Genomic DNA, 26041 nt, shown 5'->3' with positions numbered 1-26041 from the left:
CCTTCTCTCTTGAATCCCTACGCTTTTGCTTCCGGTTCCCTATCTCTGGATGCGGAGTAAAGATAGCTCTCACCGAAGACCGATTGGCCAAGAGATTTGCCGACTAAAATCAGGGCATTCTTGTTGATACCTGAGGCAGCAACGATCTCTTGAATCGTAGACAACGTCCCTCGCAGAATAGCCTGGTCCGGCCAACTGGCTCGATACACCACCACGACGGGACAGTCCGCTCCATACAGCGGCAATAACTGCGAGGTCACCATCTCGAGATTCATGATCGAGAGATGGATGGCCATCGTTGCCCCGGTCTTGCCCAGCGTGGTGAGATCTTCCCCAAGAGGCATGGGGGTTGATCGAGTCGAAGTCCGTGTCAGGATCAGGGTCTGGGCGATCTCGGGTAGTGTCAGCTCCTGGCTCAGAGCAGCGGCGGCAGCGGCAAAGGAAGGAACACCGGGAGTCACATCGTAGGGAATGCCGAGCTGAGTGAGGCGGCGAATCTGCTCCGCCATCGTGCTCCAGATGGAGAGATCTCCCGAATGAATGCGCGCGACATCAAGACCTTCCTCATGCGCCGCAGCGATTACGGCAATAATCTCGTCAAGGTTCATCTCAGCAGAATCGATGATGCGAGCACCGGCCGGAGCATGCGCAAGCACTTCCTTCGGCACCAGAGAGCCGGCGTAGAGACACACCTGGGACTTCTGAATTAAGTCACGGCCTCGAAGAGTAAGTAGATCTGCCGCTCCCGGACCGGCACCGATAAAGTGAACGCTCATGCGATCACCGCCACGGCGCAGGTGCAGAAGCGTCCTGTCTGACGCGTTACAGTGAGCCGCGCTCTCGGGCCCAGAGCGGCTAATGCTGCGGCCTCCGCAACGCTGGAAGTGCCAACCGTTGCAGAGGCCAGAGAAGAAGGATTCGTGACGCCAGGAACCTGAGCGAGTCTATCTGCGGGAAATAACATAAGTCGTAATCCTAAGTTTGCTGCTACAGCTTCTCCGATCGTTGAACGGCGATCAAGCGTCGCGACAATCGAGTCAGGCGCGATCTCGACAGCACAACTCTTGACGAGTTGGAGAACATCCTCGACCGTCGCGCGAGAGGAGCAGCCAATCCCTATCGAAACATGCTGGCTCATGGTTTCACAACTGCCCACTGCGTAATAGGCATCAGGTGTCGCCAAACAAGAGTGCCACCGATCGGTTCAGCACGCGCAACAAGAATTCGCACTAATTCACCGCCGTGCGTCTTATGCAGGGCTGCAAGGCGTGCTTCACTTTCGATGGTTACGGCATTCGCAACCAATCGTCCACCGGAGGCGAGTCTCTCCCAGCACTCTTCAAACAGGCGTTCGGAAGTGAGGCCGCCTCCGATAAAGATGGCATCCGGATTAGCCAACCCCTCGAAGCTGTCAGGCGCTGTCCCCGTAACAACCTTCAAAGCCGGCACACCCAGACGCTGGGCATTTATTTGAATATTGTGAACTCGATCCTGTCGCGCTTCAAAGGCGATGCAGGAACACGAAGGATGCGCCCGCATCCATTCGATACCAATAGTCCCTGAACCTGCGCCTACGTCCCATAGCCGCTGTCCCGGCAAAGGAGCGAGCCGGGCGAGCGTAGCAGCACGAACCTCACGCTTCGTCAGTTGGCCATCGGTTTCAAAAGCCTCTTCCGGCAAGCCTGTAACTGGAGAGAAGGATTTAATTCCAGCATCAGCAACACAGACAAATGCAATCAGGTTTAAATCACCGCATCGCTCTGTAGACCATTCCTTTGCCAACGACTCACGATGATTCTCTGCAGCACCACCCAGATTCTCAAAGACATTTAGGCGGCTCGAACCATAGCCCTCACTCGTAAGCCACTGAGCAACATGCTTTGGCGTCGCACCGTCTTCGGAGTAAACCACGAGCCGCTGCCCAGGAAAAAGATGCCGATGAAGTTGCTCCATCGGGCGGCTTACCAGGGAAACAAGCACCGTCTCCGCAACTGGCCAACCCATTCGTGCGCAAGCCAGCGAGAACGCAGAGACCTGAGGAATTACGCGAAACTCTGATGGAGACAAGTCACGAGTCAGCGTCACGCCGACCCCATAGAGCATTGGATCGCCGCTGGCGAGGACGACAACGCTTCCCTGTCCTCGATGCGTCGTCAAGATCTCCTGCACCGCAGAGGCCATGGGAGACGGCCATGCAACTCTCGACACAGCCCCCTCAGGCACATGCGCCAGATGACGAACTCCGCCAAACAGAATGTCAGCAGACGCGATGGCCCGCTTCGCTTCTGCGTTGAGGCCGTCCCAGCCATCTTCTCCGATGCCGACGATCGTCAGCCAGGGCTGTTTGTCCTCCGTCATCGCAACTCCGTCTGCATAGGATTAAACCCCATAGCTCCGCGGAGTGTAGATCAGTTGCCTGCCGTTCGCGAGAGTGAACTGGCGAGTGGTCGACGAGCCAACCAGAACCAGTGTTTGCATATCAACCAATGAGGGATCGAGCCTTCCGAGATCGGTGAAAACAATCTTCTCGTCCGATCTGCCAACGCTGCGGGCAAGCACAACGGGCGTTTCGGGTGCCCTGTATTGCGCGAGGATCGACTGCGCCTCCGACAACTGCCATGTGCGCTCGGACGAAATAGGGTTGTAGAGAGCCAGCGCAAAGTCCGCGGAGGCAGCGGCGTGCAGCCGCTTCACAATCACCTCCCAAGGTTTCAGCCGATCGGAGAGAGAAAGAACGCAGAAGTCATGCCCTAAAGGAGCTCCGACCCTCGAAGCCGCAGCCTGCATCGCCGACAGGCCCGGAACGACATGGATATCGAGCGAACGCCATTCCTCTGGCCCCTGCTCCACGGACTCCAACACAGCCGAAGCCATCGCAAAGATGCCGGGATCACCGGACGAAACCACACACACTCGACGCCCTGACTCCGCCAGCGAGAGAGCATGACGCGCGCGCTCTGCCTCGACCTTGTTGTCCGAGCCATAGCGGCGCTGACCGGGTTTTACAGGAACACGATCCAGATAGGTCTTATAGCCAACAACATCCGTCGCATCGTCCAGCGCCTGCTGAGCCTCCGGAGTGATCCAGCCAGCCGCACCGGGCCCAAGTCCTACAACCGTGATCCGGCCCAGATCCTCCGCGGCTATATCCTTCACGCACCCACTTAAATCCGGAATCAGAATCAGCGAGAAGTAAGCAACGTTCAGTGGATCAACCTCGCTCAGCTTCAGGATGCGCTCATTGGGCATCGTTGCGCGCTCGATAAAGAGGGCCCTATCGGCAAGGCCGGCCCGGACAAGCGCACGCTCTACCTTTGCGAAGTTACGGCCCAGTTTAATAATGGCAAAGGAACTAGAGGTATTCAGCCGCGACGCTAACTCATCTTCAGAGAGGGTTGCGGGCAACACAACCAGTTCGGAGTTTCTCCTCACCAGCGGCGTTCCGAATCTTGCGGCCGCAGCCATGATGGAGGGAACGCCCGGAATAACCTCCGTCACAAAGCGATGCGCCAGCCTGTCGTGAAGGTACATGTACGACCCATAAAAGAAAGGGTCTCCCTCACAGAGAATCGCCACGTCCCGGCCCTGGTCGAGATGGATGGCAATCTCCTTCGCCATGGCATCGTAGAAATCCGAGATTGCGCCCTCGTAGCCGCCGGGATGATCGGTCAGCTCCGTCGTGATCGGATAGAGCATCGGCAGCTCGATCTGCCCGTGTACCAGCTCGTGGCTAACGATGGAGCGAGCATTGCTCTGGCCGTGCTTGGCACTGGGATAGGCAATCACCTGCGCCTGACGCACAAGCCGCAGAGCCTTGAGCGTCACCAGCTCGGGATCGCCCGGTCCAAGCCCCACACCGAATAATCGTCCTGCTTTCTGGGTTTCGATCATTCGGCCTCACTTGCAAGTGCGTTGACAGCGGCGGCGGCAATGGCACTGCCGCCACGACGTCCTTGAATGGTTAGGTAAGGAAGATTCAACGGACTGGCCATGAGAGCCTCCTTCGACTCCGCCGCGCCGACGAAGCCTACCGGAACTCCAATAATCAGCGCCGGACGGGGTGCGTTCTCCTCCAGCATCTCCAGCAAACGGAACAACGCCGTTGGCGCATTCCCGATCACCACAACCGAGCCCTCCAGCTTGTCGCGCCAAAGCTCCAAGGCAGCGGCGCTACGCGTTGTTTCCAGCTTCTTCGCCAGCTCCACAGTCTGAGGATCGCCCAGCGTGCAAAGCACTTCATTGTTCCGTGGAAGTCTCGACCGGGTGACTCCGTTCGCCACCATGTTTGCGTCGCAGAGGATCGTCGCTCCGGCACGAAGAGCCTCCATGCCGGCTTCTGTAGCGTCAGGGGAGGCCGCAACATATTGCGGGAGGTCCGTCATGCCGCAGGCGTGGATCATCCGCACCACAACACGAGCAAGGTCTTTCGGGAAGGCAGACAGGTCCGCCTCAGCCCGGATAATGGCGAAAGACTCCCGATAGATTGCACCGGCGTCTTTCGTATAAGTCATCTTCATGAATCAACCTCAGCAGCAAAATCTTGATCTTTGTGGCAGGCTACGATCGCTTCCATCGCAGCAGCAGGAGAAGAGTGCGAGGCAACAGAGACTCCGTGAAGCTTCAAACTGTAACCCGACTCGTTGGCTTCCATCTCCGCCGTCGCGCCGTTGCGCATCGCACAACGCTTCTCGCACCCGGAGATATTCACGGTCCATCCCGGCTTGATCTCACGGCCCGCGAGTTGCCGCGCCAGCGACACCGCTACAGCTCGCACATCGCCTAAGGAAGCATCACAGCCATGAATTCCAGCGCAGGCAGAGAGGCCCCGGTACCCATCTTTCCCATCAAGAGAGAGCCCCGCAGCATCAAGCTGTATGCTCACCTCACGAACAGCCCGCTCAGGGATCGCACCCAGAACGATGCCGCGCCAGGGAGCAAGCCTCAGACTGCTCTCATAGTCCTTTGAGATCGTGGAGAGCAACCGTGCCTGCCCTGCCTGCAACCGGCCCAGGGGGACCGACGGGCTGACGCTGGCCAGCCCGGCATGCCTCGTTGGGCTGATACCAACCGGCGTCTCGACCTCAACTGCAAAATCATGCGGCAGGGTGCAGGGAGTTAAAAATTCAGAAAGACCTTCCATCATGGTTGCAGTAGCACCGGGCACAGCGATGATTCTTCTCCCTCGAACGGGTATCTCGAACTGCCTGGCGATCCGCAGCGAGATCCGTGCAGCCTCAAGCATACAGTCAACCGCCCGGGCAGATGTCACACTCATGTCTGAGGGTTCACCGCCAACCAAAAGCTGAAAAAAGACCTCATCCCCTGCCCTTACAGCGCGCAGGGCGAGATCATCCGTCTCGCGACTGAACCATCTACCGCCTCCGTCCAGGGCCATGCTGAACTTGGGATGCAGCTCCGCAAAGGCCGAATCCGCAGTAAGACGATCATCCAGCTCACGGACAAGCGGCACGGTATCCAGCAGTTCCTGGCGGTCCAGACCGGCAAAAGGGCTGGCAATGATATTGCGAACGCGATCATGTTCGCGCGAAGGAAGAAGGTCAGCGGCGATGAGGCCTTCTACGAGTTTGGCGAGATCCTGGGGTTGAATCGCGCGAAGCTGCAGGTTGGCGCGCGAGGTGATCTCTATTTGACCGTCCCCCAGCGTCGCAGAAAGCTCCGCGATAACGCCCAGTTGGTCTGGCTGTATCAGCCCGCCAGGGACTCGGATACGCAGGAGCAAACCGTCTTTCGCAGGAACGGCGTGAAGAATTCCCGGGCAAAATTTATCTCCAACTCGCATCTGCTCTGTCCCTGACCGAAAGACGCTGAGGGCCGATACAACAGCCACTCTTCCGCGTCTGATATAGATTGTCTCAGTACGAACCTCGCTCTTCAAACACCGTATCCATCTACGGCGGCACACAGCCGCATACACACGGGGGAAAACCAGGTGCCGCAGTCTACAGAACCGAACCGGCGAGAGTTTCTTCAGGGCTCTCTAGCGCTTGCAGGAACCATCCTTGCCTCTTCCCGGCAAGGCGAAGCGGAGACACCCTCAAAGCCCGCAAAACAGCCAAATCTCATCTTCTTCTTCGGAGAAGGCCAGCGGGCCGACGCCCTTTCGCTTGCCGGAAACCCGATCCTCAAGACGCCCCATCACGACCGCCTTGGACGGGAGGGCATGCGTTTTACCAATGCCTTCTGCACTAATGCCCTCTGCGCTCCCGCCCGCGCCGTGGCGATGACCGGCATGTACAGCAAGTCGACGGGAGCCTATGCCAACGAGGATGCGGGAACGCCTCTGCCGGAAGATATCCCCCTGTTTACCGACATCCTGCGCGCTGCCGGGTATGAGGTCGGCATCGTCGGCAAGACGCATCTCCGCAATGGCGCGGAAGACCGTTATTGGGACTACTACTTCGGCCACAATGCGCCCTCGAACAACTACTACAACCCCACCTACAAGGAAGGCCGCAGGGGAAAGATAGGCCCTGAGAAGCGCTACAAGAACGTCTGGGCTGACGATCTCGCCGTCCAGCGTGGGCTGAATTGGCTGGACGAAGACCGCGGCGACAAACCATTCTGCCTGCTGATCTGGTTCATGGCTCCCCATGCGCCGTTCTATCGGCCCAGGCGGTATCTTGATCTATACCGCGATACGGTAATCCCTAAGCCTGCCACCTTCGATGATGACCTGAAGGATTATCCCGGCAAGGCCCGCTGCTTCGCCGCCGCGGAAAACAAGATCGGCACCACTGTCATGGTCGATACTCCACGGTCTCTCGAAGAGATCACCAAGGATTACTATGCGGCTCTCGTGGGTGTGGACGATCTGATCGGCGAAGTCCTCGCCTATCTAGAGCGTCGCAAACTGCTCGACGATACGGCCATCCTGCATGGTTCCGACCATGGCTACTTTCTCGGGGAGTGGCGACTCTTCGACAAGCGCCTGATGCACGAGCCTTCCATCCGCGTGCCCCTGATGATCCGCTATCCCAAACGCATCAAGGCGGGCACCGTTCGGAATGAGATGGTGCTGGACACCGACCTCGCGCCTACATTGCTCGACCTGGCAGGGATTGAAAAGCCAGCAAACATGCAGGGAAAGAGTGTGCTTCCTCTGGCCGAAAAGGCCGACCCCGCCTTCCGCACAGAGTGGTACTACGAATACTTCGAGTGGCCCAATCCCGAAGCCACACCTCCCTGCCGCGGCGTGCGGACGGAGCGCTACAAGCTCATCCACTACACCAGGGACCCGCAGGAGTACGAGATGTACGACCTGCAGAACGACCCCAACGAGGTAAACAACCTCTACGGACAGCCTCAATATCAGGACCTGCAAAAAGAACTCTGGGAGAGGCTCGAACGACTCAGCGCGGCGGTTCCCGAGAGAAAGCGTTCAGCCTAGATTCACGGCGGAGTAGTCCTTGTTCTGCGCCTACTCCGCTAGTTCTCCGTAGGCATCTCCACATGATCCACGACGAGAACTTCCACCGGCCCTTTACGCGGCTCCAGCTTTAGTCCGAGCTGTTCCTGAATCGCCGTAAAAATCGACGGTGGAGGATCGGCAATCGATACTCCGTTCAACCTGGCGGGGCCTTCGTCCGGGGTCCACTGTAACGTCACATCGAACCGCCCGGGAACGCCTGTCTTATCTTCAACAGGCCGCCCTAAAACCCTCGCCAACTCCCGCGCCAGACCGTCGGTAGTCAATCCCTGAGCCGTCAATTTGCCGTAAGAACCGTTGATCAGCAGTCCATTCGACTGCGCTGCCACCAGCTTGACACCGCCCTTCGTCACCACCAGGGCATAGATCGGCAGTTCTCTGGTCTCCTTGTGGCACTTCAGATGGAATCGATCTGCCAGCAAGGCTTGAAGCAACAGCCTCTTTTGCGCCTTTCGCGCCTCTTCATCGAGCAGGTTCAACTGCACATCGAACGTGCTATCCACCTTTGCCACAATGTCGAACATCGCCGAACTGACAGGCTCAGGCACGCCGAAGATCTGACTCTCCGGCAAGCCATAAGCCTGCTGAAGCAGAGCTTTCATGGGGACATTGGCCGTTCGAAAGTTTCCGCTGGTCGAAGAACTATAAATATGCGACCTGCCGTCGACGGACGCCTTGTTCTGCTTCACGGAAGCCACATCGAAGGTTGGCCCTGCACTGCTTTGGGCCTTCGCAACCGATGCGATCACACCAATGGCTATCCCCAGCGCAACGGTGGATAGCAGCCTTCGCCATAACCTTCGCTCAATCAGCATTGGACGATACCTTTCTTACGGCTTCATACTGTGACCTTTACTTTGTATAACGCTTGCAGAAGCAGATCAGAAGCAGCAATCTTGCCAAATCGCCAACCGGAGATCGCTCTTGAATCCGATCTAAGTCCCTCTGCCTGAAGGCTTTCCCCAGCCTCGGAACTTCTTCATTCTATTACGCGAAATGGTACCCCATTCGCCTCTCCCCCCTGACGCTCCATAGCAAACTGGTAAACTAAAGACTGATTATGCCCGCTATTCACCGTAGAAAAACCGTCACCGTCAATGTAGGCGGCATCCGCGTCGGCTCCGACGCTCCCGTTGTTGTCCAGTCGATGACCAACACCGACACCGCCGACATCGAGAGCACCGTCCAGCAGGTCGCTGCCCTGGCCCGTGCCGGCTCCGAACTCGTCCGCATCACGGTCAACAACGATGAAGCGGCAAAGGCCGTTCCCTATATCGTCGAAGGCATTCAGAAAAAGGGCTGGAACACGCCCATCGTCGGAGACTTCCACTACAACGGCCACCTGCTGTTGCGGAAGTATCCCGACTGCGCCAAGGCGCTCTCCAAGTACAGAATCAACCCCGGCAACGTCTCCATCGGCCGGAAGGACGACGACAACTTCCGCACCATGGTGGAAGCCGCCGTCGAGTACCAGAAGCCTGTTCGCATCGGCGTCAACTGGGGCTCGCTCGACCAGGCGCTGCTCACCCGCATGATGGACGACAACTCGAAGTCCGCCGAGCCCAGGGATGCGCGCGATGTGATGATGGAGGCGATGGTCGTCTCCGCGCTCGACAACGCCACCGCAGCCGAGCGCTACGGCCTGCGCCGCGATCAGATCATCCTTTCCGCCAAGGTTTCCGGCGTTCGCGACCTCGTCGACGTCTATACCGAGCTTGCCTCGCGCTGCGACTACACGCTGCACCTCGGCCTGACCGAAGCGGGCATGGGCATGAAGGGCGTTGTCGCCAGCACCGCCGGCCTCGCTCCCCTGCTGCTTGCCGGCATCGGCGATACCATTCGCGTCTCCCTGACGCCGACGCCCGGCGGCGACCGCTCGGAAGAGGTTCGCTGCGCCCAGCAGATCCTGCAGTCGCTCTCGATCCGCAGCTTCATGCCGCAGGTCACGAGCTGCCCCGGCTGCGGCCGCACCACGAGCACCTACTTCCAGGAGCTCGCCGAGCGCATCCAGAATTATCTGGTCGAATCCATGCCCGAGTGGAAGAAGCAGTACCCCGGCGTCGAAGAGTTGAAGCTCGCCGTCATGGGTTGCATCGTCAACGGCCCCGGTGAGTCCAAGCACGCGAACATCGGCATCTCGCTGCCCGGCACATTCGAGGAGCCCAAGGCCCCGGTCTACGTCGACGGCAAGCTCTTCACCACACTCAAGGGCGACCGGATCGTGGAAGAGTTCCAGGTCATTCTCGATGAGTACGTCCAGAAGCGCTACGGACATCAGCTCGTCGAAGTCTAAAGCGAGAAATGAAAGGGGACGGCATATGCCGTCCCCTTTTTTATTTGCGGAAAGAAGTAGTTGCGAACACTTCCGTCGAACTTACCCGATGCCAGACAGCACCGCTTGAAAGCTCCTGCCGGAATCGCAGGGGCACAGATCGTTTCTGCCCAACTTTTCGTACAGGTCTTTATCTCCATGCACAAACCGGAGACCGCGTTTGACGCGTGTTTCTGAGGGGAATCCCTTACGGCGTTTACTGCTGCGCTCGAAAGGAAAAGTGGAGGTCGTTGTCGTGGGTCTTCATATCAGTCCTCCTGATTGGAATGTAGAAAAGATACCATGCAGCGATTACCTAATTCTTACTCCTCCACTGAAAGGGGCTATTAAACCGGCGCAGTTCACGCAGCGGATAGAGTGTTCCCCTCCAGATGATGCCTCGATTCACCCACGTCACCACCATCGAGCGCAGCATGCCGTACATAAAGATGAGCGCGCCCAGCGGATACAGCCACCCATAGCGCGCATCGACCTCGCTGACTGCGCTCAACTCGCGATATGTCACCGCGACGCAGCTGAGCACCAACAACGCCGGCAGCAGCGTCACCCACCAGACCAGCCCGGCAATCGGAAGCAGACAGAACACAACGATCCACAAGCAAGCACCCAGCAGCAGGAACGGCCGGAAGTTAAAAGCGGAGAAGAGATTCTTCGTCATCGCGCGCACAATCCCGCCCATACCCTTCGCCCAGTGCACCAGCACCATTCCGGGAGCAAAGGCGACGCGCTGTGGCAGTCCGGCAGCCTTGATACGCCGTCCCAGGATCACATCCTCAAGCACCGTCAATCGCTGGGGCTCCAGCCCGCCAATCGCCTCTAGGGCATCGCGCCGCACAAGATTGAACGACCCTACTCCAATGATGTCTTTCTGTGCCTTGGGATCAGCGATGCGCCACGGACGCGAGGCCCAGAGGCCGAGCATCTGGATGAATCCGAGCACGATTCCCTCGCCGCGCGAACGTACCTGTGCCGTAGGCATCACGACGAGATGTGCGGCCTGCGACTGCTCGGCATAGGCCAGGGCCCGGCGCAGGATCGACGGCGAAAACAGCACGTCGGCATCGGTAAACAGCAGGTACTCGGAGTCGCTGCTCTGCGTCGCCACCTGCATGGCAAACGTCTTGCCCAGCCAGCCCTCTTCCAGCTTGGTAATGTGGAGAGCCGTCAACCGGTCCGGGCGTCGAGCGGCATATTCATCCATGATCGTGCCCGTCGCGTCCACCGACCGGTCATCGACTGCCAGGACGCGCAGATACGGATAGTCCTGGGCCAGCAACGTGTCGAGCGTTGCGGCGATGTTGTCCGCCTCATCGCGCGCCGTAACGACGACGATCAGACCGGGCGTGCCGGTGGGAGAAACATTCCAGTCGAGCCAGCTCAGGTCCGGCACCAGCGAAAAGTTCTGGATCAATGCGCTCGTTCTGACACACCAGGGTATGGCAATACCCCAGGCGGAAAGTGCGATCACATCCCGCCAGATTCTATCGATCATGCGACGGCAGGAGCCTCGAGGGTGTGTTTCAACTTCGGCGCAAACTGCGCTCCGATAAAGAAGATAATCGCCGCGAGCACAAAGGTAATCAACGTGACGCCAAGCCCCAGACGCAGGTTCGAGTGGTCACTGACGATACCGATGATCTTTGGCGAAAAGGCATCTCCAAAGACATGGATCGCGAACAACTGCCCCGCCATAGCCGAGGCCCGCAGATTCGCAGGTACGGCGTTCAACGTTGCAGCATTGACGGGTCCCGTGCCAAGGAAGACAAGAAACACAGCCACACCCAGCGCAGGCAGGGTCATGCTCTTCGGCCCGAAGAAGCACAGCACCGCAGGAGGCACCGCGAGCAGCGCACTCAACGCCGGAACCAGGTACAGGGCCTTATCGCTCTTCTTCGACCACCACTGCGCGAGCACGCCGCCGCAAACCGTACCACCCAATCCGCAGACCACCGTGATGCCCCCCATGACGGTTCCGGCACGGTCCTGCGAGAAGCCGTTGATGCGTTGCAGAAACGACACCATCCACCACGAGATGCCACCCAGCGAAAACGTCACAGCCGCGTACCCCAGGATCGAGCAGAGATACGCCTTGTTCGTCAGCAACGACAGCACTGAAGCCTTATCCGCAACAGCCTTTTCCTGCCCGCTGCCGGTGCGCTGCGGCTCTTTCATAAAGAACAGGATCAACAGCGCAATCAGCGCTCCCGGCACGGCAGAGGCAATAAACGCCATACGCCATCCATGGCTGTGTCCGATCATGCCGCCCGTCAGGAACCCCAACGCCGCTCCCACGGGGATCGCAACGTTGAAGATCGTCAGCACCGTGTTTCGTCTGTCTTCCGCATAGAAGTCCGCCAGCAGCGCCGGGGCAAAGATCCCGAAGCTCGCCTCAACGACACCCAGCGCCGCGTGCCGGATATTCAGCGACAGATACCCGTGTACGCTTGCCGTGAAAAAATTCATCGCGCTGATTCCCAGCGCCGCAATCACGATCATCGGCTTGCGCGGAAACCTGTCGCCCAGCCATCCCGTAATCGGCGACGACAGCACATAGGCCACGAAAAACCACAGTGTCAGCGAACCGATCTGGTCATCGGAGAGACGAAACTCGCCCTTTACCTGCTCCTGCACCGCCGGCAGAATGTAGCGGTCAAGGTAGTTGACGAAGTTCATCCCCGTCAGCAGAACAAGCGCTACAGTTGCCCCCGCGATGGCGCTGCGATTGGACTTCATTCCTGTCGTCGGAGCTGTGGTCATGATGAGGCGAGGATACTACGATCTCTCTTCTGTACGCGGATAGCGTGCCGTTACCACGGTAGAAATTCCGCCACGCGGCCTAAAATCACCCTTGATCTCGCACCACACCGGGTCGGTCGCCTTCACTACGTCGTCCAGCACCTGGTTGGCGATGTTCTCCTGAAAAATCCCCAAGTTGCGATACGTAAACAGATATTCCTTCAGGCTCTTCAGCTCGAGGCACTTCTCGCGCGGCATATAGCGGATGGTCAGCACGCCGAAGTCAGGCAGGCCGGTCTTCGGGCAGACCGAGGTGAACTCAGGGTCGTCGATCAGGATCTCGTACGCGCGGAACTGGTTGCGCCAGGTTTCGATCTCTGGGAACTTCGTGTCGAGCCCCGCCTTGGCGTGGTCGTCGGTGTAGCCGGTAGTGTGGGTCTTCTCGTCCATCTCTCTATTTTCTCCCAAACTCGCCTCTCGCTGCTCAGATCTCATACCTGGACGCAACAAATCCGCGCGACAAACCTCTGCCACGCAGTCTGCCATTCCCTGCCCATGTCCCTAGTTTTTCCGTCCCAGGGTCGGGCGGTCGTCGGTGGAACTCGTCCCTGTCGGCGTTGAATTTGGGTCGTTGTTGGTCGAACCGGTGCGGCGCAGCGTGGGCTTGTTGCCGCCCTTCTTGTCGTTGATGCCGCGCTTGTTCTGGATACGCGCCAGCCGGGCCTTCACCTGGTCGAACTCCGAGGTCGTCACAAGATAATCGGGGCGCGCGGGCAGAATCGTCGCAATCTCGTTCTCGACGGCTGCTATGCGATCCGGCGTCGCGGGGTGGTCGCTGAAGGCCTTCGAGAGCGCACCGGGCTTGTGTTTTTCCAGCGCATCCAGCTTCTCGAAGATCGACACCATGCCCTGGGGGTCATATCCGGCCTTGTACATGTACTGGATGCCGAGAAAATCGGCCTCCCCCTCAAACTGCCGTGAGAACTGCAAAAAGGTCAGCGGAACGGCCAGTTGCGCTGCCTCATAGATCCCATAGCCAGTCCAGGTTCCCTGCGTGAAGATCATCAGCGGCACAGAGCCGATCTGCATGTAGTTCATCCGGGTCATCTCCCGGGCAGCATGGTGCGCAGCCACATGCGAGATCTCGTGAGCCATCACCCCGGCAAGCTCGTCTTCGGAGTCGCACGCCAGGATCAGCCCCGAGTTCACATAGAAGAAGCCGCCCGGCAGCGCCATCGCGTTGATCTCATCAGTGTCCAGCACCTTGATCGTGAACGGAACCTTGGAGTCGGAGTTCTTCACCAGGTTCTGCCCTACACGGTTCACGTACTCCACCACGACGGGGTCCGTCACCAGGTGCGATTGCTTCTCAATCTCCATCGAAAACTGCTTGCCGTTCGAGATCTCCCAGTTCGTCGAATACCAGTTCCCCATGCCTCGGCCACCGATGTTCCGCGTTCCCACAGCGCTTACATCTTCTTCAGTTCCCTTGTGGATGTTGGGATCGAGCTGCTCTCCCGGAGAAGGAATGGGGTCGGCTTTCTTCGCTGTAGTATCGGCAGGTTTCGCCGCTGTCCCCTTTTCGCCGGGCTTGTCCGCAGACTGCGCGGGTGCAGGCTGCGTAGATGCAGGAGGATCAGCCTTGGCATCGGCCGGTTTATCGGGCGACTGTGCGGCAGGAGTCTGGCTGGCTGGAGCTTGGGTAGCTGGGGTCTGGCCCTGGGCGGGAGGAGCAGCGGGAGTCGCAGGTGCTGGAGCAGCAGGCTGTTGCGCCAGAACGATTGCCGGTAATACTGCAAGAAGAGCGGCGAAAGTAAGGTTACGCATAGGGAGCTCCAGCGAGCGCCGGTCCTTGCCGTTCAGGCACGGCTCCGCTTTCCCATTAAACGCCGAAAAATGAAGTTATGTACAGACGGGGAGAACTTATCACCAGGTGTTATAGCTTGTTCCATCGCTGGCCAGCGACTGCGCCCCTGAGTGCACATCGTCCAATCCACCCTGGGTCTCGTTGATATCCGTCAAGGTGTCGGACTGGCCTGTGATCCACGTATCGTTGCGGCTGGTAATGGGATCAATAGGAACCGACTTCAGGTAACCCGCCTGCACCAGGTCGTCGAGCGCCTGCGGCGCCTTCTCTTTATCGACGGTATAGCTGTCGATCGCCGTCCGCATGGTGTGCAAGTCCTCTTTAAGGACTGCCTCCTTTGCCTTGGTGATCGACTTGAGATAGCTCGGGATCGCAATAGCTGCCAGCAATCCAATGATCGTCATCACGATCATCAGCTCGATGAGTGTGAAGCCGCTCTCGCGGGTGGTCTTACGTGCACGAATTGGTTTGGGCTCTACCATGTGTTGTACTTAGTCCCATCCAGCGCGGTGTCCGTGCTCTTGCTATGAACATCGAAGACGTTCTGTCCGCCAAAGCTATCGGAATCGGCATCGTCCTGGTTCGACCGCATCCCCCAGTCGGCGTTTTTGGTCATGGGGTCAATCGGAATCGCCCGCAGAAAGCGCATCTTCTTGGTTTGTACTTCGACTCCGTCCACCAGGGTCTGAAGATCGGGAGGATAGTTGATCGAGTCGGCCTTGGTCTGAATCAGGCCTTTGTCAGCCACGTCCTTATAACGGTCGATCGCGTCGCGCATCGCCCAGAGATCGCGCCGCAGTTCACGCTCCTTGGCACGCTTGACCTGAAACCTGGCGATAGGAACCGCCGCCGTTGCCAGGATCGACAACATCGTAACGACGATGATGAGTTCCATCAACGTCAGCCCGGCTTCACCGGAGCGAAGCGGTTTTCGTCTCAATCCGGTTGCCATCGTTGCACTTCCGAAATCAATTCGAGCCATATTCTTCGCTCCTTTCCTGCTTAACCGCTATTTTTGTCTTACTTCACATGCACGACAGATTGCGAGCCTATCGTCGGAATGGTGTTCTGCTTGCTATCCTTCGCGCCGGTTCTCACCAGGGCCAGCGTCGCATCGCCCGGCGCCAGAGCCTTGAAGGTCAGCGTGCAGAGAGTACCCTGCCCATTGACACCCGTAGCGTTCGGAGGACGTGAAGCCGAAATCGTCACCGCGCCATTGCCCTCATCGCGATGTACCAGGGCGACCGCCTGATGATCGCGGCTCAACAAGTCTCCTGCGTCCACATCCACCAGGGAGAGCAGATGCGGATCGAACTGCATCTGCAGAGGAACGCTGAAAAGGTCATGCGCATTGGCCGCCGTCACGCTCACCGTGAAGGTTGACCCCACAGCCTGATTTCCAGCCGGAGAGACGACAGAGAGATTGATCGGGGTTGCCGAAGTACTCGCACCCGCGCCAGAAGCGCTCCCCTGATTGATAGTAGGCGGCAGAGGTTTGTTTGCCTGATCTCTCAACTGCGCAACCATCGCCTGGGCAGCCTGCGCCGCCGAAGTCGACTGGCCTGAAGCTGTTCCGGCACCGTTTTGGAGCGCGGACTGGGCAGCCAAGGCTGCTTCAACCTTCGCCGGATCGCGGCGAATCAGATCGATCGACTGCCCTGAACCGGTATAGATCGCACGCGTATTCTCGTCGGTCAAAATGGACTCGCGGACGATATGAGGAATGATCAGGAAGACGATCTCATCCGACTGCTGGACCTTGTCCTGGCTACTGAAAAAATACTTGAAGAACGGGAGCTCTCCCAGTCCGGGAGTTCCATTGATCGTCTTCGTATCTTCCTGCTGCAACAGACCCGCCAGAATCGAAGGTTCGCCGTCCTTCAACTGAATCACCTGTTCCGCGACTCTCTGCGTAATGATCGGCTCCGTTACACCCGAGATCGTCACATTACCATTCGACGCTGAGATTTCGACCTTCATCTTCAGCGAAACCTCGTGGTCATAATGCACGGTAGGCGTAATGTCGATGTTCACACCGACGTCCAGATACGTGAACTGCGTCTGCACACCGATATTGGCAAGGCCCGTCGATACGCCCGAGTTGTACGAACCCGTGGCGACTGGGATCTTTTCACCGATCTTTAGCGTCGAGTGCTGGCCGTCGGTTGCGCGGATGCGCGGATTTTGCAGGATTCGAGTATCCAAATCCGATAGCAAGGCATTCACCGTTCCGCCGGAAAGCGAAACAGCAAAATTCGTCGCGTTGAGATTGCCCAACGAATTCAGGGTGAGGCTCGAAGAGGTAGTTGTAGTCGGCGCTCCCGATCCAGTGTTTGTGTTTGTACCGGTTGAGCTGTTGTTGTTTGTTACATTCTGATTGGAAAACTGCGGCGTCAAGCCAAAACTGGTGGGCAGCGTGATGCCCAGATCGCGTTCCTTCTGCCGGCTCACTTCGAGCACAGCCACATCGACCACAACCTCCGCGCGTGTGCGATCAAGATCGTTAATCAGCTTCTCCGCCAAAATGAGTTCGGAGGGGGTCGCGCGCAGGATCAAGGCGTTCTGGCTGGCGACCAGGTAGATCTTCAGGGCCGGGTCGAGCAGGTTGCGCAACGCCACCAGGATTTCGTTGGCATCGTTCTGCTGGGAGACATTGGTCAGATAAAAGGTCTGGACGGCAAGATCATCCAGGTCGGTACGCTTGGTGCGATTGTTCTGCGCAACAAAGATCGTATTGGAGGTGACAGGCTTCCAGAAGGTCCCCGAGAGCGTCCCAACGATACGAAGCGCGTCGTAGAGCGACACGCTGGTCAGGTCCACGGGAATGCTCTTGGAGACATAGTCCGGGTCGAAGATTACATTCAAGCCGGCGGCCTTGCCGATGGCCTGGTAGATCGCCTTCGTATCTTGCACCATGTGCAAAGTAACGGGGTCATCCGATACAGGCTGCAGGTTTACCGGCTCCCCCAGCGAGGCGATGTCGCGCATCGTCTGTTTCTGGCGCGGAGTCTGCTCCAGACCTACCGGAGGGATCACCTGCCCCTGCGGACCGGTCTTCGGAGCCTCGCCCTTGGATGATTTTTCGGTAAAGTCCAATTCCTGCGATGCCGCCTGATTGCCTGGGTCGATCTGCAGTGCCCGAGCAAACTCATTGATGGCTCCGCCGAAATCGCCGGACTGACGCAGCACACGGCCACGGTCGACGTGTTCATTCGCGGCCTGGAACCGCAACCGCTCGTAGTGCGTCTTGTAGCGCAGGTCCTGGGGCTTCTTCAGATGCGCCTGCCGGTAGGCTTCGAACGCCGCGTCGTAGTCCTCGCGCGCCTCGGCATTCGCGCCGCGTTTGTCCCACGAGCTTGCGGACTGGGCATGTGCCGATGCGGAGAAAACTCCCGCAAAACCACAGACGAGCAACAGCGCAAAGCTGCCGCGAACGATATGTTGACTGTAGTGAGACATGGCGATGCGCCGACCGATCCTGCGTAACTGCATGCGTGGAACCCGCTCCAGGTGGCCTCGGACGCTGGGCTCGAAGACCTGGGGCAGCAACAGCCTTGAAGCATTGAAAACAGGCTTCGCGGCGAGCATTGGTGCGGTCTCGAGCGGTTGGTCGGGCTGGTTCGATAATACCATTCGTATCACTGGGTTCTCCGCCATAGGGTACAGTGTTGCGCCTGCCGTCCGCGGGTGGCTCAGGCCTCCTCGCAGCAGCAGAACGTATTGCATGCCATATGCCTGCAAGTTCTTCGACGCAGGAGACGGCAGGAAGTTTAGATCCAAGACGTAAATTAGACATTTAATTACTGTCTAACGCACTTTCATCTGTTTCTAACAAACTCTCAGCCGGCATTCATCTGCTAGCATCGAATATCCAAGGCTCTACAGAAGCCCTGAGGCGATCACGGTTCGATCCTGTTCCGGCCGTTTCAGCAGCTCTTATGAAGTCTTGGACGTACCAATGCCCCGTTCGCTATCCAATCCGACCGTTTCTGCCGTGCAAAAACCAGCCGTCAAGCCCAAAGACCGCGATCCGGTTGCCGCGGGCCAGCGCGACGCTGCGTTTAATCGCTCGGCCAGCTTCAATTACTTCCTCTCCGACCGTGTCGAAGCCGGGGTTGCCCTGCGCGGCACCGAGGTCAAGTCCATCCGCGAAGGTAAGGCGAACCTCAAAGACGCCTACGGCCTGCTCAAGGACGGCGAGTGCTTCCTACTGAACGCGCATATCGGCCCGTTCTCGCACGGCAACAACATGAACCACGAGTCGCTCCGGACGCGTAAACTGCTGCTGCACAAGCGCGAGATCGAAAAGCTCGAAGCCGCGACCAAGCAGAAGGGCTACACGCTCATCCCGGTGAAGCTGTACTTCAAGAACGGCCGCGTTAAGTGCGAACTGGCACTCGCCAAGGGTAAGCAGGACTGGGACAAGCGCGCCACCGAGCGCGCCCGCGAAGGCGACAAGGAAGCCAAAGCTGCCATCGCAAGAAGCCAGCGGCGCTAACCCTGGCTAGTCCCGTGCCTTTGCTTTTCTGGCTTGTCATTCCGAGCGCAGCGAGCGAACCTGCTTCCTCCCGTTTTTAGATCGCCCCCGCCCAACCCCTCCCCAATCTCAAGTAGCATTAACCCGTGACCACAAAGCTGCTCTTCCAGGACCCTGCCACCTTCGCCTCCCCCCTCCTTACCGTCTTCGCCGTGGACACCGCCACCGGCAAGGATGAGCCCGCAGCCCCTGCATTGCTCAACCCATCCGAAGCCCTGGCCAAGGCCGCAGCCCTTTGGCTCACCTCCGGCGAGTTCAAAGCCACGCTCGGCGAAACCCTGCTCCTGCATAGCCCCTCCGGCTTGAAAGCCGAGCGGCTGCTCATCGTCGGCCTCGGCAAAGCGAAGGCTCTCTCCGTTCACGAAGTTCGCAAGGGCGCAGGCGTCGCCGTCCGTTTCGCCAAGCCGCGCGGCCTTCGCGAGCTCTCTATCCTGTTCCCCGGAGATAAAGCGCTGCCCGGCAGCCTGACCGCACGCACCCTGGCCGAGGGCGCCCTGGTCGCGGACTTCGACATCGACATCTACCGCAGCGACCGCAAGGACCAGAGCATCGGCACGGTTACAGTCCTGCACGTTGAAGCGAACGAGAAGTCCCTGGCAGAGATGCAGACCGGCTTCGCCGAAGGCATCATCCTCGGCGAGTCGCAGAACTTCGCCCGCACGCTGGTCAACGAGCCGGGCAACATCCTCACACCCACCGAACTCGGCAAGCGCACCGCTGCCATGTGCTCAGAGTTCGGCCTGCAGTGCGAGGTTCACTCGATTGACAAGATCCTCGAGCTCAAGATGGGAGCCTTCGCTGCGGTCACACAGGGTTCGGTTGAGCCTCCTGCCCTGATCGTCATGCGCTACGAACCCGCAACGCCTCCCGCTGCCGACACCCCCGTGATCGGCCTCGTCGGCAAGGGCATCACCTTCGACACCGGCGGCATCTCCATCAAGCCTGCCGAGAACATGGACAAGATGAAGTACGACATGGCGGGCGCCGCCGCGATGATCGGGGCCATGCGCGCCATCGCGCAGCTTAAGCCCAATGTTCGTGTGGTCTCCGTCGTCTGCTCCTGCGAGAACATGCCCGACGGCAAGGCCTTTAAACCCGGCGACGTCATCACGGCCATGTCCGGCAAGACCATCGAGATCCTCAACACCGACGCGGAGGGCCGCTTGGTGCTCGCCGACGGTCTGCACTATGCGCAGCAGCTCGGTGCGACGCGACTCATCAACGCCGCAACCCTTACCGGAGCTATCGGAGTCGCACTCGGCCTGCTCAATGCCGGCCTCTTCTCCAACGACGATGCCACGGTCGAGCAGTTCACCAACGGTCTCCCGGTCTCCGGCGAGAAGTTCTGGCGCATGCCCTGCACCGACGACTATCGCGAACAGATCCGGAGCCAGATCGCCGACATCATGAACACCGGCGGCTCACGCTACGGCGGAGCCACCACCGCTGCCATGTTCCTCAAGGAGTTCGTCGGCGAAACCCCATGGATCCACCTCGACATCGCAGGCACCGCCTGGATCGACGAGGTAAAGCCGTGGCAGTCGAAGGGCCCCAGCGGAATCGCCGTGCGCAGCATCACCGAGTGGGTCCGCAGCTACGCCAGCTAACACGCTCTCGTCGCTCAATCCCTCATAGCTCTTAGCTCAACAAAGCCCACGCTCTCCGGGCCATCCCCCAGGCCCGGAGAGCAGCAACAGCCCGCATAAACTAAATCCATGCGCCGAGCCGTCCTGCTCTACAACCCCGCCTCAGGACGCCGCCACGCCGAACACCTCATCGCGCACATAGCCAAAGCTCTCCGCAACGAAGGCCTCGACCTCGAAACCATCCCCACGAAAGCGCCAGGCACCGCGGGCCGCCAGGCAGCAGAAGCCTGCACCGCAGGCGCAGAGATCGTCTTTGCCTGTGGAGGCGACGGGACCATCCACGAGGTCCTCCAAGGCATGGCCTTTCAGCCACAAGCGGTCATGGGAGTCATCCCGCTAGGCAGCGCCAACGCCCTCGCCCGGCATCTTCAACTTTCGCTCGATCCTGTGCGAGCAGCTCTTCAACAGCTTGATCATGAATCGCAAATCATTCCCATCGGACAGGTCCGCTATCAGACGCCGCAAGGAGAACGCTCTCGCTACTTCCTTGTGATGGCCGGAGCCGGCCCCGACGGTGCGCTCGTCTACAAGATGCTCGCCAGCGGTAAACACAGTCTTGGACGCCTCAGCTACTACCTGCGCGCGGCACACCTCTTCGCCAGCACTCGCTTCAGCCCGTTTGCAGTCCATGTGACGCCACCGAACAACGCTGCACCGATGCCCGCTGTCAGCGCCATGGCCGTTCGAGTCGGCGATCTGGGAGGCCTCTTTAGTCCGCTGGCTCGCGGGGCCCCACTTGAAGATCCTCACCTGCGGCTCACCCTTGCAGCGCCGCCCGCAAGCCTGTCCCTGCCGGCGTGGTTTGCCTTGAGCTGGAGCCGCCTGCATCGCTGGAACCCGCATGTCCGCACCCTGGAAGTTGAAAGCTTTACCTGTGGCTCAGGAGCCAACCCTGTACAGGTGCAGGCCGATGGCGAGTGGCTTGGGCGCACACCGATGACCGTAAGCCTTCTACCGAACGCGCTGCGATTGCTGATGCCGCGAAAACTTTAACTACGCGGCGTACGGTCCAAACCGGGCTTTGACCTTGCCCTCTTCCACCGTATCGTCCTGCACGATTACCTCATACTGATCGCCGCCGGGCAAAACCCGTACCACCACGTGCCCCTGCTGGCTCAACATCCTGTCCGAAAGGCGCGCGTCCGCCAGGGCTGCTGCCGGAACCATGCCCGTAGCCAGAACATCACGGTCTCCCGGATACAGGATCGGACTATAGAGCCGGTCGAGAACCTGCAGCGCGGGATGCGTGGCATGCCACGTCTGGATCACGTAGATGCGAGACCGCATGGCTCGCACGAACTCCGGGCCGGTCGCGTCATAGTAGCCATGATGATCAACCGCCGCAACGTTGACCGGGCCAGCGACCTTCGCCACGGCACTCTCTGCATCCATCCAGGGCTCAGTGCCAAAGAGGGTGTCGCAGGTCAGGTCCCCGCCAATGTAATAACTGAACGCTCCATAGCTGAACTTCAGCGCCATGGAACAGGCATTTTCCGTGGGGTACTCCTGAGGCTTGAGCGTACTCAACGGCGGAAACAGGTGCTTCACGTCCTCGCCCTGACCAGTCCAGACATCTCCGTTTGCAGCCAGATTTCGTATGGCAAACGAGGCGCACTCCGCCGGAGCATGCTGCGGTGCGAGTTGCCGTGACGATCCCACCTGCAAACGCGCCACCTTGGTTCCGTGCTTCTCGGCGGCACGCGCAAAGCGAATGTAGTTCAGCGTGGCGTCGTAGGTTGCGGGCGCGGGATAGTCATAGCTGGGATAGCCCCGATCGATAAGCTGCCGCACAGGAATTAGTTCAGCCACATCGGCAACCCCCGACAACCGGTAGTCGCCCTTCGACGAGACCGGAGAGTCCGCCGTGATCTCTCCCATGTGGTCGCCGTGAAAGTGGGTGAGGACGAAGTAGTCCAGTTCCCTCTTAGGCGCCGTCCGCAGATGATGCAGCGCATATCGCCCGATCCACTCGCCGGGCCGGCGCGAAGCATCGGGACGTGCAGGCCCCAGGGCATCCGTCGGACCTTTTGTCGCGCCCGCATCGACCATGATCGACGTCCCATCCGGACAGATGGCCAGCACCGAATTGCCGCGTCCGGTCGAGATATGGTGGATATCCAGGAAACCGCGCTGCCACGGCTCCATAGGAACAGCAGGTATAACTGCGCCATGCGCCTGGTTCGAAGCGAGGAGAGCAACACTTGCCGCGGAACCCCAGAGAAAGTGACGCCTGCTGATGCCTTCTGCCATGATGAGCTCCGCTTAAATTTACCCTTGCTACATGGCCGAAGGAACGGTGATTCCCAGCCAGCCAAGCACGCGCACGAGTTCCCTGCGCGCCACCGCAGCTGTTGCCAGCAGCAGTGTCTTACGAGTCTCATCTGTCTCCGTCAGGATATGGTGACGGTGATAGAAGTTGTTGAACTGCTGCGCGAGCTGGAACGCATACCGCGCCAGCATCGCGGGTTCGGCGGCGGCGATTGCCTGCTCCAGCACAAGCGACAGGCGAGAGGCCGTAAGCCAGACCTCCCATACGCTTGTTCCTTCGTCTCCTGTGAGCATCGAAGCAAGGTCCAGCGCCGCAACCTTCGACAGAGCTTCCTCTGCGGGCACGCCTGCCTTGCGGAAGATATTGGCCGCGCGCACTGCGGCATACTGGGCGTACGGTCCCGTCTCTCCATCAAAGCTCAGTGCGTCATGGAAGTCGAAGGCGATCACGGTATTGCGTGTGAACCGCAGCGTGAAGAAACGCAGCGCGCCTACGCCGATCGCCGTCGCGATCGCCGCTCGTTCCGCCTGCTCCAGCTCGGGATGCCGAGTGTCGACTTCGGCCTGGGCAGCCGCAATCATGCGGTCGATCAGGTCGTCGGCCTTTACGCCGAAGCCCTTGCGTCCGCTGACCTCAATGAATGCGCGCGCCTTGTCTTCCTCGCTCAGCACATAGCCGAGCTCGGCAGCACAGCGTGGCGTAAGCGCGACCATCGCGTAGTTCAGGTGCGTATAGCGGTCGGATTCGGCTTCATAGCCCATGCCGCGCAGGGCTTCTTTTACCTGAGTCTGCGGATCGTCCTGTCGCGAGTCGATCACGTTATAGATCGCGTCCGCATGGCCGAAGCTGGGGTGCGGCTGCTCGCCGTGCATCGTCGAGATCCAACAGGTGTGCGTGGGGTACTCATGGAACTTCGCGTAGCCGAAGTCCTTGCCCAGCAGGCCGAACTTCCAGAGGTGATAAGCAATATCCTTACCGACGTAGGTCACGGTTCCGTTCGACCGGATGATGATCTTGGCGTCCTCGTCCGGTCCCTCGAGTGTGGCCTCAACGCCTGCACGGCGCATCACCCAGCAGCCCTTGTTCTTGCCTTCGGTCTCGAGGTAGAGCACGCCCTTTTCGACCATCAACTGCCGGGCCGTCTCCCAGAACTTCAGGTGCAGAATCTCACTCTCGCGCGGCAGGAAATCGTATTCGATACCGAGCCGCTCCATCGTCTGCAGATGACGCCGCAAGACTCCGGTCGAGATTAGCTCCGCAATCTCCGCCGTGTCGTTTCCGCCGGCCTCGATCTTATGCAGCGTATCCAGGCGAAGCTGCTTCCGCGCGGCTGCCTGCGCGGGGTCGGAGTCATACCACTGCGACACCGCCGCATAGAGGTCCCAGCACACATAGTCCAGCCGTTGGTTCGTCTCCAGCAGCTCGGTCAGCCACTCGCGCACAGCGTCGAGCGTCATGCCCTTCACCGCGGTCACCGCAACGACGATGTCCGCAACCTGCACACCTGTGTTGTCGATGTAGTTCTGTACGCCGGTCTCATAGCCCGGCTTGAACTCATCCGGCTTGAGCATGCGCGCAAAGCTGTCGCCCAGGATCGCGTTGCGCAGATGCCCAACGTGCGCCGCCTTGTTTGGATTGATGCTTGTGTGCTCAACAAGGCGAAACCCAGCGCCGCCAACACTGGCGTGCTCATCCGCAGCGATGCGCTGCACCGTGGCTGCGCGGTCGAGCTTCAGGTTCAGATAGCCCGCGCCCGCGATCTCCACGGAAGCCACACCCGGAAGCTCCGCCAGTGCCGACTGCAACTCCTGCGCAATCGCTCGCGGAGCCTTCTTCAGACGCTTGGCAAGCTCAAATGCAACCGGCAATGCCATCTCACCGAACTCGATCTTCGGCGGCAGCTCAATGACAAGATTCGTCAGCTCGACGCCATACTTCTCGGCGAGCAGCGATTGAATGCGAACTTGAATAGCTTGTTGCAGTGTGCGATACATTCTGTTTCCTGTTCTCTGATTCCTGCTTTTACGGCAGCGATTCCGGAAGTATTTCTATCTCTTCCAGCAGCGGCTTGTGGCGGCCACTGTGGATGCGATGGGCGAGAAACAATCCTCCCCCCACCGCGGTGATGCTGACCAGCAGCCAGGCATGGATCAGCAGCCCGAAGATGCCGGCAGGCGCCAGATTTGCTCCAGCAGGCATGTGCTTGATCAAGGCGTCCTTGCAGGCCCATTCAAACGGCCCAATGCCGCCGGGCGAACTGGGAATCAAGAACGAAAGATTCGCCTGCGCAACAGCCTGCCAGGGGCCGGCCCAATCCGTTTGCAGCCCTACCAGTTTAGCGGCTGAAACATACAACAACCCTTCGAAGAACCAGGCGATGAAGCTGTAGCCCACCAGTCCCAGGGTTCCGAGCACGCCGATCTGGCGGATGCAGTCCAGGGCCAGCAGCAGCCAGTGCTCCACCTTCGCCAGCTTCTCATTCTTCGTCCGAGCAAAGAGCCGCTTGACCGGCTGCTCCAGCACCTGGGCTCCAAACACCAGCACCAGGAGCCCTGCCGTCGATACGACGATTCCAATCTCTGCCGCTACGAGCAGGTGCTGTGAAATCCCGGCTCCAAAGTGCATGGTGACCACAAACAGGATCGCCAGCGTAAAGATATCCAGCAGCTTTTCGAGAATCACCGTGCTGAGAATGATCGACGGCGTCGCGTTCAGGTCGCCCGCGTAGGTAAAGATGCGCATGACGTCGCCGATGCGCAGCGGCAGGATGTTATTGGCGGCAAGCGAGGTCATGAAGACACGGGCACAGGCCGAAAAGCGCGCACCCACGCTGCGCAGCATACGCCACCAGCGGTAGCAGCGCACCGTGTACCCCGCCACACTGAACAGAATGACCCCGGCGATCCAGGCTGGCGCTTCAAGGCGAATGCTCTTGAAGTCCGCCAGCTTGAACCCTTTGAACGTGAACCAGAGGAAAAACGCGCTGATCAGAAGGCCCGGCAATGTCTTCAGCAAATTCAGCCGGCGCTCGCGCGTCACAGTCGCGCTCCATTGAGCCGCGATACCGCGACCCTGTCTCTGCATGGATTTAAATGATTCATAGACACTTCTTCCATTGTAGCGTCCGGGAGATTCGTATCTCCGGGTAATCGCAGGAGCGCAGGAGACCGTCTTATCCAAAATAGACGTGTCTTCTCATCTTTTTTC

Annotated in this window: 23 protein-coding genes; 5 read left to right on the top strand and 18 right to left on the bottom strand. The window is 59.2% G+C overall.

Going from position 1 to position 26041, the window contains the following annotated elements; all coding sequences use genetic code 11:
- Positions 1 to 17 precede the first annotated feature (17 nt).
- The 6 genes from cobM to cobG are packed head-to-tail and all read right to left on the bottom strand — an operon-like array spanning position 18 to position 5800.
- Positions 18 to 776, bottom strand: a complete 759-nt coding sequence (cobM, locus tag ACIX8_RS08950; RefSeq protein WP_014265016.1) for a precorrin-4 C(11)-methyltransferase — start codon at positions 774 to 776, stop codon at positions 18 to 20.
- Positions 773 to 1138 carry a cobalamin biosynthesis protein gene (locus ACIX8_RS08945; RefSeq protein WP_044176425.1) on the bottom strand — a complete coding sequence of 122 codons (366 nt, stop codon included), beginning with the start codon at positions 1136 to 1138 and terminating at the stop codon, positions 773 to 775. Before ACIX8_RS08945 ends, cobM begins: the two co-directional genes overlap by 4 nt.
- Positions 1135 to 2358 carry a bifunctional cobalt-precorrin-7 (C(5))-methyltransferase/cobalt-precorrin-6B (C(15))-methyltransferase gene (locus ACIX8_RS08940; RefSeq protein WP_014265014.1) on the bottom strand — a complete coding sequence of 408 codons (1224 nt, stop codon included), beginning with the start codon at positions 2356 to 2358 and terminating at the stop codon, positions 1135 to 1137. Before ACIX8_RS08940 ends, ACIX8_RS08945 begins: the two co-directional genes overlap by 4 nt.
- Positions 2359 to 2379: 21 nt before the next feature.
- A complete protein-coding gene (locus ACIX8_RS08935; protein WP_014265013.1) occupies positions 2380 to 3891 on the bottom strand; it encodes a precorrin-2 C(20)-methyltransferase in 1512 nt (503 codons plus the stop codon).
- The gene (locus ACIX8_RS08930) at positions 3888 to 4517 is read right to left on the bottom strand and encodes a precorrin-8X methylmutase (RefSeq protein ID WP_014265012.1); all 630 of its coding nucleotides are present in this window, start codon (positions 4515 to 4517) and stop codon (positions 3888 to 3890) included. The genes ACIX8_RS08935 and ACIX8_RS08930 overlap by 4 nt, the downstream gene beginning before the upstream one ends.
- Positions 4514 to 5800 carry a precorrin-3B synthase gene (cobG, locus tag ACIX8_RS08925; RefSeq protein ID WP_014265011.1) on the bottom strand — a complete coding sequence of 429 codons (1287 nt, stop codon included), beginning with the start codon at positions 5798 to 5800 and terminating at the stop codon, positions 4514 to 4516. The genes ACIX8_RS08930 and cobG overlap by 4 nt, the downstream gene beginning before the upstream one ends.
- 150 nt (positions 5801 to 5950) lie before the next feature.
- Between cobG and ACIX8_RS08915 the strand changes: the two genes are divergently transcribed.
- Positions 5951 to 7408: a sulfatase family protein gene (locus ACIX8_RS08915; protein WP_014265010.1), complete on the top strand. Its 1458-nt coding sequence runs from the start codon at positions 5951 to 5953 to the stop codon at positions 7406 to 7408.
- A gap of 38 nt (positions 7409 to 7446) precedes the next feature.
- On the opposite strand, the gene ACIX8_RS08910 is transcribed toward ACIX8_RS08915, so the two are convergent.
- A complete protein-coding gene (locus tag ACIX8_RS08910; RefSeq protein ID WP_014265009.1) occupies positions 7447 to 8262 on the bottom strand; it encodes a TIGR03435 family protein in 816 nt (271 codons plus the stop codon).
- 245 nt (positions 8263 to 8507) lie between these two features.
- On the opposite strand from ACIX8_RS08910, the gene ispG reads away from it, so the two are divergent.
- Positions 8508 to 9740, top strand: coding sequence for a flavodoxin-dependent (E)-4-hydroxy-3-methylbut-2-enyl-diphosphate synthase (gene ispG / locus ACIX8_RS08905; RefSeq protein WP_014265008.1), 1233 nt, complete (start codon positions 8508 to 8510; stop codon positions 9738 to 9740).
- 81 nt (positions 9741 to 9821) lie between these two features.
- Here ispG and ACIX8_RS26495 read toward each other — a convergent pair whose 3' ends face one another.
- The 8 genes from ACIX8_RS26495 to ACIX8_RS08870 form a co-directional block, all read right to left on the bottom strand.
- Positions 9822 to 9923, bottom strand: a complete 102-nt coding sequence (locus ACIX8_RS26495) for an SEC-C metal-binding domain-containing protein (protein ID WP_223295493.1) — start codon at positions 9921 to 9923, stop codon at positions 9822 to 9824.
- A 151-nt stretch (positions 9924 to 10074) separates the two neighbouring features.
- A complete protein-coding gene (locus tag ACIX8_RS24475) occupies positions 10075 to 11271 on the bottom strand; it encodes a glycosyltransferase (protein WP_014265007.1) in 1197 nt (398 codons plus the stop codon).
- Positions 11268 to 12536 (bottom strand): spinster family MFS transporter, encoded by a 1269-nt coding sequence (locus ACIX8_RS08895; RefSeq protein ID WP_014265006.1) that lies wholly within the window; start codon positions 12534 to 12536, stop codon positions 11268 to 11270. The genes ACIX8_RS24475 and ACIX8_RS08895 overlap by 4 nt, the downstream gene beginning before the upstream one ends.
- Positions 12537 to 12551: 15 nt before the next feature.
- Positions 12552 to 12965 (bottom strand): preQ(1) synthase, encoded by a 414-nt coding sequence (gene queF / locus ACIX8_RS08890; RefSeq protein WP_044176419.1) that lies wholly within the window; start codon positions 12963 to 12965, stop codon positions 12552 to 12554.
- Positions 12966 to 13076: 111 nt separating this feature from the next.
- On the bottom strand, positions 13077 to 14342 hold the full coding sequence (locus tag ACIX8_RS08885; RefSeq protein WP_014265004.1) for a M48 family metallopeptidase: 1266 nt from the start codon (positions 14340 to 14342) through the stop codon (positions 13077 to 13079).
- A 99-nt stretch (positions 14343 to 14441) separates the two neighbouring features.
- Positions 14442 to 14864, bottom strand: coding sequence for a type II secretion system protein (locus ACIX8_RS08880; protein WP_014265003.1), 423 nt, complete (start codon positions 14862 to 14864; stop codon positions 14442 to 14444).
- A complete protein-coding gene (locus tag ACIX8_RS08875; protein WP_014265002.1) occupies positions 14858 to 15364 on the bottom strand; it encodes a type II secretion system protein in 507 nt (168 codons plus the stop codon). The genes ACIX8_RS08880 and ACIX8_RS08875 overlap by 7 nt, the downstream gene beginning before the upstream one ends.
- 38 nt (positions 15365 to 15402) lie before the next feature.
- A complete protein-coding gene (locus ACIX8_RS08870) occupies positions 15403 to 18108 on the bottom strand; it encodes a cohesin domain-containing protein (protein WP_014265001.1) in 2706 nt (901 codons plus the stop codon).
- Positions 18109 to 18340: 232 nt separating this feature from the next.
- Here ACIX8_RS08870 and smpB point away from each other — a divergent pair, with 232 nt between their 5' ends.
- The 3 genes from smpB (at position 18341) to ACIX8_RS08855 (ending at position 21558) form a co-directional block, all read left to right on the top strand.
- Positions 18341 to 18880, top strand: coding sequence for an SsrA-binding protein SmpB (gene smpB, locus ACIX8_RS08865; protein WP_014265000.1), 540 nt, complete (start codon positions 18341 to 18343; stop codon positions 18878 to 18880).
- 125 nt (positions 18881 to 19005) lie between these two features.
- On the top strand, positions 19006 to 20526 hold the full coding sequence (locus tag ACIX8_RS08860; protein WP_014264999.1) for a leucyl aminopeptidase: 1521 nt from the start codon (positions 19006 to 19008) through the stop codon (positions 20524 to 20526).
- A 108-nt stretch (positions 20527 to 20634) separates the two neighbouring features.
- Positions 20635 to 21558, top strand: a complete 924-nt coding sequence (locus ACIX8_RS08855; RefSeq protein WP_014264998.1) for a diacylglycerol/lipid kinase family protein — start codon at positions 20635 to 20637, stop codon at positions 21556 to 21558.
- Here the strand turns inward: ACIX8_RS08855 and ACIX8_RS08850 are convergent, their stop codons facing one another.
- The 3 genes from ACIX8_RS08850 to ACIX8_RS08840 are packed head-to-tail and all read right to left on the bottom strand — an operon-like array spanning position 21559 to position 25918.
- Positions 21559 to 22815, bottom strand: coding sequence for a ComEC/Rec2 family competence protein (locus ACIX8_RS08850; RefSeq protein ID WP_014264997.1), 1257 nt, complete (start codon positions 22813 to 22815; stop codon positions 21559 to 21561).
- 27 nt (positions 22816 to 22842) lie between these two features.
- Positions 22843 to 24828, bottom strand: a complete 1986-nt coding sequence (locus ACIX8_RS08845) for an arginine--tRNA ligase (RefSeq protein WP_014264996.1) — start codon at positions 24826 to 24828, stop codon at positions 22843 to 22845.
- A 28-nt stretch (positions 24829 to 24856) separates the two neighbouring features.
- A complete protein-coding gene (locus ACIX8_RS08840) occupies positions 24857 to 25918 on the bottom strand; it encodes a lysylphosphatidylglycerol synthase transmembrane domain-containing protein (protein WP_150110544.1) in 1062 nt (353 codons plus the stop codon).
- Positions 25919 to 26041: the final 123 nt, after the last annotated feature.

Source organism: Granulicella mallensis MP5ACTX8, from assembly GCF_000178955.2.
Taxonomy (GTDB): Bacteria; Acidobacteriota; Terriglobia; order Terriglobales; family Acidobacteriaceae; genus Granulicella; species Granulicella mallensis.
Note: the sequence above shows the minus strand (reverse complement) of the source record. Positions and strands in the feature narration are given on the sequence as shown.